The 13,494-nt window shown below is 44.3% G+C and carries 13 protein-coding genes; 6 read left to right on the top strand and 7 right to left on the bottom strand.

From position 1 onward, the window contains the following. Positions 1 to 31: 31 nt before the first annotated feature. From cgtA to rplU, 3 genes are all read right to left on the bottom strand, one after another. A complete protein-coding gene (gene cgtA, locus AB4263_RS16240) occupies positions 32 to 1,204 on the bottom strand; it encodes an Obg family GTPase CgtA (RefSeq protein ID WP_017061377.1) in 1,173 nt (390 codons plus the stop codon). A 323-nt stretch (positions 1,205 to 1,527) separates the two neighbouring features. Continuing rightward, entirely contained in the window at positions 1,528 to 1,785 is a 258-nt protein-coding gene (gene rpmA / locus AB4263_RS16235) for a 50S ribosomal protein L27 (protein ID WP_004735905.1), read from the bottom strand. A 19-nt stretch (positions 1,786 to 1,804) separates the two neighbouring features. Beyond that, positions 1,805 to 2,116, bottom strand: coding sequence for a 50S ribosomal protein L21 (gene rplU, locus AB4263_RS16230; RefSeq protein WP_004740823.1), 312 nt, complete (start codon positions 2,114 to 2,116; stop codon positions 1,805 to 1,807). 268 nt (positions 2,117 to 2,384) lie between these two features. Between rplU and ispB the strand changes: the two genes are divergently transcribed. Then, complete coding sequence (ispB, locus tag AB4263_RS16225; protein ID WP_017061376.1) at positions 2,385 to 3,356, top strand: octaprenyl diphosphate synthase; 972 nt, start codon at positions 2,385 to 2,387, stop codon at positions 3,354 to 3,356. Positions 3,357 to 3,473: 117 nt separating this feature from the next. Here ispB and AB4263_RS16220 read toward each other — a convergent pair whose 3' ends face one another. Next, the gene (locus AB4263_RS16220; RefSeq protein ID WP_017068805.1) at positions 3,474 to 3,665 is read right to left on the bottom strand and encodes a hypothetical protein; all 192 of its coding nucleotides are present in this window, start codon (positions 3,663 to 3,665) and stop codon (positions 3,474 to 3,476) included. A 124-nt stretch (positions 3,666 to 3,789) separates the two neighbouring features. After that, on the bottom strand, positions 3,790 to 4,725 hold the full coding sequence (mdh, locus tag AB4263_RS16215; RefSeq protein WP_009847834.1) for a malate dehydrogenase: 936 nt from the start codon (positions 4,723 to 4,725) through the stop codon (positions 3,790 to 3,792). Positions 4,726 to 5,057: 332 nt separating this feature from the next. On the opposite strand from mdh, the gene argR reads away from it, so the two are divergent. The 4 genes from argR to AB4263_RS16195 all read left to right on the top strand — a co-directional run bounded on the left by argR (position 5,058) and on the right by AB4263_RS16195 (position 10,218). Next, positions 5,058 to 5,528: a transcriptional regulator ArgR gene (gene argR / locus AB4263_RS16210; protein WP_004740827.1), complete on the top strand. Its 471-nt coding sequence runs from the start codon at positions 5,058 to 5,060 to the stop codon at positions 5,526 to 5,528. Between the two features lie 341 nt (positions 5,529 to 5,869). After that, positions 5,870 to 6,838 carry a TAXI family TRAP transporter solute-binding subunit gene (locus tag AB4263_RS16205; RefSeq protein ID WP_017061374.1) on the top strand — a complete coding sequence of 323 codons (969 nt, stop codon included), beginning with the start codon at positions 5,870 to 5,872 and terminating at the stop codon, positions 6,836 to 6,838. Positions 6,839 to 7,093: 255 nt separating this feature from the next. Next, the gene (locus AB4263_RS16200; protein WP_372098529.1) at positions 7,094 to 9,673 is read left to right on the top strand and encodes a TRAP transporter permease; all 2,580 of its coding nucleotides are present in this window, start codon (positions 7,094 to 7,096) and stop codon (positions 9,671 to 9,673) included. Positions 9,674 to 9,780: 107 nt separating this feature from the next. After that, positions 9,781 to 10,218, top strand: a complete 438-nt coding sequence (locus AB4263_RS16195) for a universal stress protein (protein ID WP_017630727.1) — start codon at positions 9,781 to 9,783, stop codon at positions 10,216 to 10,218. Between the two features lie 84 nt (positions 10,219 to 10,302). Here the strand turns inward: AB4263_RS16195 and AB4263_RS16190 are convergent, their stop codons facing one another. Together AB4263_RS16190 and rluA are read right to left on the bottom strand one after the other, a co-directional pair. Then, on the bottom strand, positions 10,303 to 11,265 hold the full coding sequence (locus AB4263_RS16190; RefSeq protein ID WP_372098528.1) for a D-2-hydroxyacid dehydrogenase: 963 nt from the start codon (positions 11,263 to 11,265) through the stop codon (positions 10,303 to 10,305). Between the two features lie 34 nt (positions 11,266 to 11,299). Beyond that, complete coding sequence (rluA, locus tag AB4263_RS16185) at positions 11,300 to 12,034, bottom strand: bifunctional tRNA pseudouridine(32) synthase/23S rRNA pseudouridine(746) synthase RluA (protein ID WP_017071551.1); 735 nt, start codon at positions 12,032 to 12,034, stop codon at positions 11,300 to 11,302. A 158-nt stretch (positions 12,035 to 12,192) separates the two neighbouring features. Between rluA and AB4263_RS16180 the strand changes: the two genes are divergently transcribed. After that, positions 12,193 to 13,470 carry an NRAMP family divalent metal transporter gene (locus AB4263_RS16180; protein ID WP_017061369.1) on the top strand — a complete coding sequence of 426 codons (1,278 nt, stop codon included), beginning with the start codon at positions 12,193 to 12,195 and terminating at the stop codon, positions 13,468 to 13,470. Positions 13,471 to 13,494 lie beyond the last annotated feature (24 nt).

The following is a 13,494-nucleotide window of genomic DNA, read 5'->3' as shown; positions in this document are numbered from 1 at the left end:
GCGACCGATGCGTTATGAGAAACTAAGAGGATTAGTCACGAACATAGATAACATGGCCGTCATCCTCTTCGTCATCCCAATCGTCCCAATCGTCGTCATCTTCAGTAACGACATTCTTACCGCTCATCGCATCTTTATGGTAGTCATCCCACATAAAGTCTACTTTTTCTTCTTCTTCAACTTCTACAACTTCACGAGGTAGGTTTTCCATAAACTCACCTAGTTTGAAGCAAAGATCTTTGGTGCCGATTTTATTCACAGCAGAGATCTTGAAGTACTCGCCTTCCCAGCCCAAAGCATCGATGATTTCTTGAATCTTTTCGTCTGCTTCGTCTTCTGGCATTAGGTCAACTTTATTGAACACTAACCAGCGAGGTTTTTGTGAAACTTTTTCACTGTATTGCTCAAGCTCATCGATGATCGTTAGTGCATTCTGAATAGGATCAGATTGATCGATCGGCATAATGTCGATCATATGCAGAAGAACACGACAACGCTCAAGGTGCTTAAGGAATCGGATACCAAGGCCAGCGCCATCAGCTGCGCCTTCGATTAGTCCTGGGATATCGGCAACAACGAAGCTCTTTTCAGGGACAACACTTACCACACCCAAGCTTGGGATCAAAGTAGTGAACGGGTAATCAGCCACTTTTGGTTTCGCAGCAGATACTGAACGAATAAAAGTAGATTTACCTGCGTTTGGTAGGCCAAGCATACCAACGTCAGCTAATAGAAGAAGCTCTAAACGCAGTTCACGAACTTCGCCTTTAGTACCCATTGTCTTTTGACGAGGAGCGCGGTTAACAGACGATTTAAAACGTGTGTTACCAAGACCGTGCCAACCACCTTTACCAACCATTACTTTCTTGCCGTGTTCAGCAACTTCAGCAACGATTTCGTTGGTGTGGATATCAACTGCACGCGTACCAACTGGTACTTTCAGCGTAATGTCTTTACCACGTTTACCAGTACAGTTACCGCCGCGACCATTCTCGCCACGCTCTGCATTGTAAAAACGTTGGAAACGGTAATCGATCAGTGTGTTTAAGTTCTCATCCGCTTGGATGTAAACATCACCGCCGTCACCACCGTCGCCGCCATCAGGACCACCTTTAGCGACGAATTTTTCGCGCCAAAAGCTAACTGTACCATTACCGCCATCACCGGCTTCTATTTTTACTACCGCTTCATCAACGAATTTCATTTTTTAACTCCGCACTTACGTTGCGTTACCACTCATCAAGGAGTGATATAAATTCTAGCAGATCCGTGTTTAGATCGATCACCTAAGATCTAGGCCGACCTGCAACCAAGGAACAAATAAGGAGAGGTTCTTTGCTTCTTATTTCTTAAAAACAAACGACTTCTTAAAAACTAATCTGTTTATCAAAAAATAAAACGGCTTCTCAAAACCAAAACAAGAGCGTCTGCTTTTTTATTCTTGCTATAAATAAAAAACCCTGCCGAATCGGCAGGGCTTTTGAATTCAGCTTGAAAGCTAATAAAATAATCTAGTTAAAGATTAAATTACTCAGCTTCGATGCTTACAAACTTACGGTTTTTAGGACCTTTAACAGCAAATTTCACTTTACCTTCAGTAAGAGCGAAAAGAGTGTGGTCTTTACCGATGCCAACGTTTGTGCCAGCGTGGAACTTAGTACCACGTTGACGAACGATGATGTTACCTGCAAGAACAGATTCACCACCAAAACGCTTAACACCAAGACGTTTGCTTTCTGAATCGCGGCCGTTATTAGTAGAACCGCCAGCTTTTTTATGTGCCATTGTTAAACTCTCCTAATACTTAAGCGTTAATGCCAGTGATTTTCACTTCAGTGAACCACTGACGGTGACCAGCTTGCTTACGCGAGTGCTTACGACGACGGAACTTAACGATTTTTACTTTATCGCCACGACCGTGTTGTACTACTTCTGCAGTAACCTTGCCACCTTCAACAAGAGGTGCACCAACAGCGATTTCTTCGCCGTTAGCAACAAGAAGAACTTTATCAAATTCAACAGTTGCACCAGTTTCAACGTCTAATTTCTCTAAACGAAGTGTTTGACCTTCGCTTACTCGGTGTTGTTTGCCACCAGATTGGAAAACAGCGTACATATTTTACTCCGCTTTTTCCGCACAGCCTATGGTTGTTAATTGTACAACTCGGGTGTGCGCTAAACTAATCAATAGGGCGCAGATTCTACGGGAATCATGGCGCTATGACAAGCCATATTTTTAAAAAATTGGCGAAAACCTGTTCGCCAAAGAAAAGTGTGGCAATCATGCCCTTTAGCGATGTATTAATCAACGTTTTTTAGTGTATTATTCAACAATTGAATACAACGTATAAGCCTTACAGGGTCTAACTTCAGCCGGATGAACAATGGATTTTAAAGCTATCCAAACGCTTACTGCCAATGATATGGCAAAAGTGAATGAAACAATTCAAGCCCAACTTAATTCTGACGTAAGTTTAATCAACCAGCTTGGTTTTTATATCGTTAGCGGTGGTGGAAAGCGCCTACGCCCTTTGCTTGCTCTTTTATCTGCCCGCGCACTTGGTTACCAAGGTGAAGCTCATATCACCTCTGCAGCCTTTATCGAGTTTATTCACACCGCAACCCTGCTTCATGACGACGTTGTCGACGAATCGGACATGAGACGTGGTAAAGCGACGGCCAATGCCGCTTTTGGTAATGCCGCTAGCGTTTTGGTGGGTGACTTTATCTACACACGCTCATTCCAAATGATGACAACGCTAGGATCCTTAAAGATCCTTGAGTTAATGAGTGAAGCGGTAAACGTGATTGCCGAGGGTGAAGTTCAACAATTAATGAACTGCAATAACCCAGACACCACAGAAGAAAGCTACATGCAGGTGATCTACTCTAAGACTGCTCGTTTGTTCGAAGCTGCGACCCAAATCGGCGCGATTCTTACTGAGTCATCACCAGAGATCGAAACAGCAATGCAGAACTATGGTAAATACCTAGGCACCGCATTCCAACTGATTGACGATGTGATGGATTACACTGCAGATGGTAAAGAGATGGGTAAAAACGTTGGTGACGATCTTGCCGAAGGCAAACCAACGCTTCCTCTACTTTACGCAATGCATAATGGCTCTCCTGAACAAGCAAGCATGATTCGTGAAGCGATTGAGAAAGCGAACGGCATGGAACGTCTTGACGACATTATGGCTGTAATGAAAGAGACAGGCTCTTTAGAGTACACAACAAATAAAGCCTACGAAGAGGCCGATAAAGCCATCGCTGAGCTTTCTGTACTTCCTGACTCTGAATATAAGCAAGCGCTAACCACGCTCGCACACTTAGCTGTTAAACGCAGTAAGTAAGCAGGTTAATAGACAACTCGCTTCTAGCTTCTAGCTTCTAGCTTCTATATAAATAACAAAAAGAGCCTCAGGGCTCTTTTTTTTGGTTTTCAACAAATATTTGTAGGTGAGCCAAATTCAATATCGACTGGCTTCTAATGATAACGGCAGTTGTGCTTCAATCTCTTCAAGCTCTTCCATTGGCACCGCGTACTGCTCTTGCCCGTTGTAAGTCTCTACTAGCGCGTACTGCTCTTGCTCATCAATTACCAATACTTTTCCTAAGTGCCCCAAATATTCGACATTCATACCCTTCTGAACAGTAGCCATAACATTTACCTTCACATTAATTGTAAAGCTAAATACGAGTAGCTTGAACTTCAGGATCAAAAAAGCCGATCATAATGACCGGCCCTTATTAATTAGCTTAAGTCTGAGTTAAATAGCGTTTCGCTTATTTAGCGAATTCAACACCAATCTCGATGTCACCATTTAGCGTTTCAAGCATGCTATCTAAAGCGTTACGTTCGAAGTCACTTAGCTCACCGTAGCTAAGGATCGCTTCAGCGCCCTCTTTGCCTAGTTTAACTGGCTGTGCGAAGAATGGAGCGTGCTCGCCTTCACCTTCAACGTATGCACATTCAATCACGTTTTCTTCACCTTGAAGTGCTTTAACTAGTGCAAGACCGAAACGACAAGCCGCTTGACCCATAGACAGTGTCGCACTGCCGCCGCCAGCTTTAGCTTCTACTACTTCAGTACCTGCATTTTGGATGCGAGTCGTTAGCGCTGCAATTTCTTCATCAGTGAACTCTACGCCTTCAACTTGAGAAAGTAGAGGAAGAATCGTTACGCCTGAGTGACCACCGATAACAGGAACACGGATGTCGCCTGGATCTTTGTCTTTTAGTTCAGCAACGAACGTTTCAGAACGAATCACATCAAGAGTCGTAATACCGAATAGACGACGCTTGTCGTAAACGCCCGCTTTCTTCAGTACTTCAGCCGCGATTGGCACTGTTGTGTTTACTGGGTTAGTAATGATACCAACACAAGCAGTCGGACAAGTAACTGCGATTTTCTCTGCAAGAGACTTAACAATGCCAGCGTTCACATTGAAAAGATCCGCACGATCCATACCAGGCTTACGAGCAACACCCGCTGAAATAAGTACAACATCCGCACCTTCTAGTGCTGGTGTTGGATCTTCACCCGCGTAACCTTTGATCGAAACAGGCGTTGGGATATGGCTAAGATCGGCAGCAACACCCGGTGTTACCGGAGCGATGTCGTAAAGTGCAAGATCTGAACCAGCAGGTAGGCGGTTCTTAAGTAGTAGGGCTAGGGCTTGACCGATGCCACCAGCGGCACCAATAACAGCTACTTTCATTGTTATTCTCCTTGAGAGCTTTCTCTTATAGATTCTTTGTAGGGTAATTCTTGAGCTAAATCTAAGTTAAAAAACTATATTAATCACAAAGTGATTACAATCAATTAACGCTAGCTTTGCGACTTCGCGCAAGTCAATAAAACCGTGCTACACAGCAAGTTCGCATTATGGCGATAATCGACTGAAATAACAAAATAAGTCGTCGCAAATAACACATTATTCTATTAAATATTTACAGTGATATGACTAACAAATTACAGGGATGTTTTGGCTAAAATTGAATATGTATGCGAGAATATGCAAACATCTTTGTTAATGAATAAGAATGACATATGCGCAATACAGAAAAGCAAGACAACTTAGTTCGTGCATTTAAAGCCTTACTAAAAGAAGAACGTTTTGGCTCACAAGGCGAAATTGTGGATGCCCTAAAACACGAAGGTTTTGAAAGCATCAACCAGTCTAAAGTCTCGCGTATGTTAACCAAGTTTGGTGCCGTTCGAACTCGTAACGCAAAAATGGAGATGGTTTACTGTCTTCCTGCTGAGCTAGGTGTTCCGACCGTTTCTAGCTCTTTACGAGAATTAGTACTAGATATTGACCACAACAATGCATTGGTGGTGATACACACAGGTCCTGGTGCGGCGCAGCTGATTGCTCGTTTATTAGACTCACTAGGTAAGTCGGAAGGTATACTGGGCGTAGTCGCAGGTGATGATACTATCTTCATTACCCCAACGTTATCGGTTACCACTAAGCAACTGTTTGATTCAGTGTGTGAACTGTTTGAATACGCAGGATAATTGATCGCTGTTTCATAACTATCAGCCTTATTAATGGATCACGAGTATCTATTTGCTTCGTGATCCAAATCACATCCTAGAATATCCATACCTCCCTTCCAAAATCACACTAAACCATTGATTTTAAAAACTCAGTAGCAAATCAAACACGAGATCAAGACATCATTTGTTAGATTTTTTAGCTATATCTTTTAACATTCGAGTAATTTTCTGCCAATTTTTGATATTATTCAGCCACTTTTTCATCACATGGATTGAAAAAGGTGCCGTTTCCAAATAGGAAACTCCTGAAGCAACTACACTTGTTTCAGGGTTAATAATGAATAAAGGAAGGGAAATTCATGGCATTTACCAAACTTATTAAAGTTGGTGCTATTGCAGCTGCTGTAATGGGCGCTGGCGCTGTTAACGCTCAAGAGTTCATCACGATTGGTACTGGTTCAGTTACGGGTGTTTACTACCCAACTGGTGGTGCGATTTGTAAGCTAGTGAACAAGGGCCGCAAAGACCACAACATTCGTTGTTCTGTAGAGTCTACTGGTGGTTCAATCTACAACGTTAACACCATCCGTGCTGGTGAACTAGATTTCGGTGTTGTTCAATCGGACTGGCAATACCACGGCTACAACGGTACAAGTAAGTTCAAAGATCAGGGCGAATACAAGAAACTTCGCGCGATGTTCTCTCTACATACAGAACCGTTCAACATCATCGCTCGTACTGATGCTGGCATCAACAATGTGTCTGACCTAGCAGGTAAGCGTGTAAACATTGGTAACCCAGGTTCTGGTGACCGTGCAACGATGGGTGTTGTAATGGACGCTATGGGCTGGACTAACGACAGCTTCAAGCTTGCTTCTGAACTTAAAGGTTCTGAGCGTTCACAAGCACTTTGTGATAACAAGATTGATGCATTCATCTACATGGTTGGTCACCCGAACGGATCAATCAAAGAAGCAACAACGTCTTGTGATGCAAAACTGGTTTCAGCAACAGGTCCACAGATCGACAAGATCGTAGCTGAAAACCCATACTACGCTTACAGCACAGTTCCTGCTGGTATGTACCGTGGTACTGACGCTGACGTAAACAGCTTCGGTGTTGCAGCTACTATGGTAACAACTTCAGACGTTTCTGAAGAAGTTGCATACAACGTTGCTAAGGCAGTATTTGAAAACTTTGACACTTTCAAACGCCTACACCCAGCATTTGCTAACCTGAAAAAAGAAGACATGGTTAAAGCGGGTATCTCTATCCCTCTTCACCCAGGCGCAGCAAAATACTACAAAGAAGTGGGCCTTCTAAAGTAACTCTACTTTAAGCCTACTACACCAATAAGGAGGCTAGCCCTCCTTATTGGCTTTTCACGTTTTATAAAAATAATTTAAGTGAAAAGAACAGCCCTTTAAGTTTCTCCAATTTGGAGGACTTACCTTCGTATCAAGCCTAAGACAAAGACGAACAAAAAACGCATTTCCCTATCCATTCACTACACTAGATAGGAAATAAATAACGTTTGGTTGTTCGTAAGAAAAGGCAGACCATCAATAATAAGGATAAAGTACATGACGCAGACAACATCACCGTCTCCAGATGTGCAAGAAATGGTGGCACAATCAGATACTGGTGCGCGTAGCCCTCGTGGTATCCAAGGCCGTATTTTATGGTTTGTGCCTCTATGTTGGTCACTGTTCCAACTTTGGTATGCATCTCCGCTGCCGTTCATTTTTAACTTCGCAATTTTAAACGACACTGAAGCTCGAGCAATTCACCTTACGTTTGCTATTTTCCTAGCCTTTACCGCTTATCCAGCCATGAAGAATTCGCCTAGGGATCGCATCCCCGCAGTCGATTGGATATTAGCGCTTGTAGGTAGCTTTTCAGCTTCTTATATCTATATTTTCTATACTGAACTCGCTGAGCGATCGGGCGCACCAACAACATTCGATATTGTTGCGGCTGTATTCGGTATGGTTTTACTGCTTGAAGCAACACGACGCGCTTTGGGTCCACCTCTTATGGTTGTGGCAGCAGTATTCCTACTTTATACCTTTGGCGGCCCTCACATGCCGGACGTTATTGCCCACAAAGGTGCGAGCCTGAACAAGGCAATGTCGCATCTGTGGCTAACAACTGAAGGTGTATTCGGTGTGGCACTTGGCGTATCAACGTCATTCGTATTCTTGTTTGTACTGTTTGGTGCAATGCTAGAACGTGCTGGCGCCGGTGCTTACTTTATTAAAGTTGCATTCTCACTGCTTGGTCACATGAAAGGCGGCCCAGCGAAAGCAGCCGTTGTCGCATCAGGTCTGTCTGGTTTGGTATCAGGTTCATCTATCGCGAACGTGGTAACCACGGGTACCTTTACTATCCCGCTAATGAAGCGTGTTGGTTTCCCGGGCACTAAAGCAGGCGCAGTAGAAGTCGCGGCTTCAACCAATGGTCAATTAACACCACCTATCATGGGTGCAGCAGCCTTCTTGATGGTTGAGTATGTGGGCATTTCGTATGTAGAAGTAATCAAAGCCGCGCTACTGCCCGCTCTGATCTCTTACATCGCTCTGATTTACATTGTTCATCTAGAAGCATGTAAAGCAGGTATGACTGGCCTACCTCGTCGCCACACACCAACTATCGTACAAAGCTTACTGTCTTTCACGGGTACCATTTTAGGTCTGTGTGTCATCAGCGCCGCGGTTTACTACGGTGTGGGTTGGACGAAAGATGTATTTGGCGATGCGGCAACACCAATCGTAACTGTGGCGCTATTGATCGCTTATGTTGCTCTGGTTCGCGTATCTGCAAAATACGCAGCTGAAGGCGGCATGGAAATCGATGCTGATCTAAAAGAAGTTCCGGATCCAGGCCCAACGATTAAATCAGGTTTACACTTCCTACTGCCTATCGTAGTGCTAGTTTGGTGTCTGACGGTTGAACGTTTCTCACCTGGTTTATCTGCCTTCTGGGCCACAGTATTCATGATCTTCATCTTGATCACCCAGCGTCCTTTGATGACTCTGATGAACAAATCAGACGATCTTGCAGAGCAAACCAAAGCTGGTTTCGTTGACCTAGCAGAGAGCTTGGTTTCAGGCGCACGTAACATGATTGGTATCGGTGTCGCGACAGCGGCTGCAGGTACGGTTGTAGGCGTGGTGACTCTAACGGGTATCGGTCTAGTAATGACGGACTTCGTTGAGTTTATCTCAGGCGGTAGCATCATTCTTATGTTGCTATTCACTGCAGTAATCAGCTTGATCTTAGGTATGGGCTTGCCAACAACGGCGAACTACATCGTTGTATCAACGCTGATGGCTCCGGTAATCGTGACCCTAGGCGCTGCGCACGGCTTGATCATTCCATTGATTGCGGTTCACTTATTCGTGTTCTACTTCGGTATTCTTGCAGATGACACACCTCCGGTAGGTCTCGCGGCGTTTGCAGCAGCGGCAATTGCGAAATCAGATCCGATTCGTACTGGTATCCAAGGCTTCACCTATGATATCCGTACCGCAATTCTACCTTTCATGTTCATCTTCAATACTCAACTACTACTGATGGGCATTGATTCTTGGTGGCACTTAGCACTAACGATTTTCTCATCTGTGACTGCGGTACTTATCTTCGCAGCTGCAACACAAGGTTGGTGGTTCACCAAGAACAAGTGGTGGGAAACGGTGCTGCTTATTGCATTAACCTTCACTTTCTTCCGCCCTGGCTTCTGGTGGGACATGATTTACCCAGAGAAAGTTCTTTCACCTGGAGTTGAGATCGCTCAAATCACAGAGAATCTATCTGTGGGACAATCACTTGAATTGAGAGTAGGTGGTGAAAACTTAGAAGGTAACTATTCTGAGAAGACAGTTCGCCTTCCGTTTGAAGATTCTGCAACAACAAGTGAAGACCGTATTGCTTCAATGGGCTTAATGCTGACACAAGCTGACGACAAAATGATTGTTGATATGGTTGAGTTCGGTAGCCCTGCAGAAGCCGCTGGTATTGACTTTGATTGGGAAATTAAATCCGTTATCCAAGATGCAGATCGACCAATGAAAGAGTGGGTGTTCTTGCCTGCCCTACTGATTTTGATTGGTTTAGCAATGAACCAAAGAAGGCGTGCTCGTAAGGATGAGATTAGCGCGTAATGGATAGAGCCAAGTAGCGCTCTACTCTATTTGGCTTTTTTACTACATGGAAAAGATAATTACAGCGTTTGGTGTTTACTTAGCGCTGCTCAAAAAGAGACGAATACATGTATAGACAGATCCTTGTTCCCGTAGATCTTAATGACAAAGGCTTTTCTGATAAGGCAGTCGAACTGGCGGTATGGCACGCAAAACACAGCAATGCTGAAATCCACATTCTGAACGTACTACCAGGCATTCACATGTCGATGGTGGCGTCTTACTTCCCGAAAGATGCAGCGAACCAAATGAAGCTTGATGTTAAAAATCAGCTGAAAGAGTTTGCTGACAAGCACATTGACGATGAAGTGGTTTACAAAGTTCATGTTGCTGAGGGTAAAACCTACGCGACGATTCTTGATTACGCAGAAAAGCTTGGCGCCGACCTTATCGTGATGCCTAGCCATAAGCGTTCAAAAATCGACAAAGTGGTACTTGGCTCGGTTGCAAGCAAAGTAGTACAGAACTCACCAATCAATGTATTGGTGGTTAAACCGCAAGGTTAAGTCATTTAATCGACACACAATCTAAAAAGGTTGGCCTACAGGCCAACCTTTTTTGTTTTGCGTTCGCACCATTTAATTCTTTAATCAACTCACTAAGTTCTGCGGATTACCCTCAACAAACCCATCAATATTATCGATTAAGATATCAGACAGTTTTTGAATTGAGCTGTCACTGCCCCACGCCACATGTGGAGTGAGTAATAAGTTCGGTAAGTGGCTATTAGCCAATAGTGGATTTGAGTTGTCGGCTGGCTCTTGTGTAAACACATCCATACCTGCGCCTGCAATCTCATGTTTTTTCAAAGCCTCAACTAGGGCTTGTTCATCTACTAGACCTCCGCGCCCGGCATTAATTAATACCGCGCTCGATTTCATCATTGTGAGCTCTCGCTCTGAAATCAGATTTTGGGTCGCATCAGTCAATGGGCAATGTAGACTGATCGCATCCGCTTGCTTCAATACCGTATCAAAAGGTAGATACCCTTCTCGACAAGACTCTGCTCCTTTTCGCTCGGCAAACATCACCTTCATACCAATCGCTTTGGCTAACATTGCGGTGGCTTGCCCTAAACTGCCACTACCAATTAAACCCAATGTACTACCAGCCACATCTTGAATAGGGTGAGTAAAGAAACAGAACTGCTTATCCTTTTGCCACTCGCCGGCTTCAATGTCTTGATGGTAGCCAACAAGATTTCGTTTTAGCGTAAACAGCATAGCAATCACATGTTCAGGTACCGACTGAGTCGCATAGCCTTGCACATTAGCCACTGCGATATTGTTACTCTTGCAGTAGTCGACATCGACATTATTGACGCCTGTCGCTGACACCGCGATCAGCTTGAGTTGTTGTGCTTGAGCTAAATTATCAGCGTTGAGCACAACCTTATTGGTGATAACAACATCCGCTCCCGCAACGCGCTCAGCAACGAGTTCTGGAGCAGTAAAGTCATACTCGACCCACTCATGTTCAAAGCTGAGAGGTTTTAAATGGATTTGAGATGGGATGGTGGCTCTGTCGAGAAAGACCACTTTCAACTTCGACATTGTACGTCCTTGAATTGGTATTGATGACTCCATTCTAAGCTTTTAGCTTACTGTAGTCTGGAAGCTCTGGCGCAATTTCAAAGTGCTGTTCGATTTGTGGGGATGCTTGAGGATAAAAGTCACAGGGAACAAAGGCTTTAAACAATTGATTATTCGCTGGATGATAAAAGCTCAGCTCACACGCATGCAAAGCCAACCTATCACTGTATTCAAATGCTTCTGATGTTGCGTAAAACTCATCGCCCACAATCGGTGCGCCTATTTCCATGCAATGCACTCTCAATTGGTGAGAACGCCCGGTAATTGGCAGTAACTTAAGTAAAGTCGTTTGGAGTTCTTGCTGTTCTACCACATAACGAGTCTGTGATGATTTACCATCCTCGAAACACACTTTTTGCTTCGGCCGGTTTGGCCAATCGCAAATAAGAGGGAGGTCAATCAAACCTTCTGCTTCTTCTACTGAACCCCATACTCGGGCGTAATAGAGTTTGTGTGTCAGTCGATATTGAAATTGCTTCTTCAAATGACGCTCAGCTTGTTTGTGTTTAGCGAGCAGCATCAAGCCCGATGTCGACATGTCTAATCGATGCACGACTTGAATCTCTGGAAATTCGACAACCAAGCGACTCCACATACTGTCGTAATGCTCAGGTAACCTACCCGGAACAGAAAGCAGGCCTGCAGGCTTGTTCACCACAAGAATATCGTCATCTTGATAAACAATATCAATCCACGGTTCACGTGGTGGTGTGTACTGTTCTAACGCCATTGAAGCCTCTTAATTGCTAGTGAACAAATAATTCACGGTTTATTCGTTTATAAATAAATACAATTTTCAATATTTTCGTACATAAAAGTTGACGGCCTTACAAAACATGGTATTGATAGGGTAACAGATAATAAGAAGTCAGCATCAAAGGAAAAACGATGGACAGTACGGTTAAAACCACCAACACAAAAACACCAACCTCAGCTCCCCTATCAAGTTTAATTAAGTCTCTTGGCCCAGGCATTATGATGGCCGCAGCGGCTGTAGGTGGTTCTCACTTAGTCGCCTCAACCAAGGCGGGTGCGATTTATGGTTGGCAGCTTGCCGCTCTCATTATCCTCGTTAACGTATTTAAATATCCATTCTTCAGAGCCGGCATCCAATACACGCTAGGAACGGGTCAAAGCTTGGTGGAAGGTTACTCTAACCTAGGCCGCCCATACCTTGTGATCTTTTCGATCTTGAGTGCCATATCTGCGGTCGTGAATACCGCTGCCCTGCTATTATTCAGTGCAAGCCTACTCAGTTACTTTGTTCCTTTCGATTTAGCCACTAGCACCTTGTGCATGATCGTTTTAGCGACCTGTTTGATCATTCTGTTTGCTGGCCATTATCGTGCTCTAGATACACTATCTAAAGCGATCATGGCGATCTTAACCATCACAACCTTAGCTGCAGTCGCCATTGCTATCGGCTCTCCAGTCGAACCTGATGCTGCTTTTGTTCCACCGTCGCCTTGGTCATTGGCTGCTATTGGTTTTATCGTGGTGACCATGGGTTGGATGCCTGCGCCTATCGAAATATCAAGCATCACCTCTATGTGGCTAAAAAGCCAAAAAGAGAAGCAGGAAGTGACCGCACAATCAGCGCTGTTCGACTTTAACGTTGGCTACATTGGTACGGCGCTGCTTGCTTTAGTATTCGTTGCGTTAGGCGCGCTAGTACTTCACGGTTCGGGAGTTGAACTGTCTCGCTCCGGTGTTGGCTTTACTCATCAATTGGTCGGCATCTACGCTTCGACAATTGGTGAATGGTCTCGCCCGTTAATCGCTCTTATCGCTTTCTTCTGTATCTTTGGTAGCACCATTACCGTTATCGATGGCTACTCACGCGTGCTTGCTGAATCACAACGTCTATTATTCAAAAAAGATTCAAGCCCAAGAATGCTGCAAGGCTGGATCATCATTGTCTCTATCGCGGCATTGGCTATTGTGATGTTCTTTAGCGCTGCACTGATGCCAATGCTTGATTTTGCGATGGTGCTTGCCTTTGCGACTACGCCATTCTTCGCGCTGCTTAACTTCATCTTAGTGAATAAGGCTAAGCTTCCAGAAGCACTAGCCATCGGCAGCAAACTAAAATGGTTGTCTGTAGCAGGTCTTGTTTACCTATTTGGTTTCCTAGCGGTATTTGTTTGGTGGAAGTGGTTAATGTAACCAGCTACTTGAATTGTTAATTAA

Origin of the sequence: Vibrio sp. 10N.261.55.C5, assembly GCF_041470505.1 — a bacterium.
Taxonomy (GTDB): domain Bacteria; phylum Pseudomonadota; class Gammaproteobacteria; order Enterobacterales; family Vibrionaceae; genus Vibrio; species Vibrio crassostreae_C.
The sequence above is the reverse complement of the archived record's forward strand: the minus strand, read 5'-3'. Positions and strand labels throughout refer to the sequence as shown.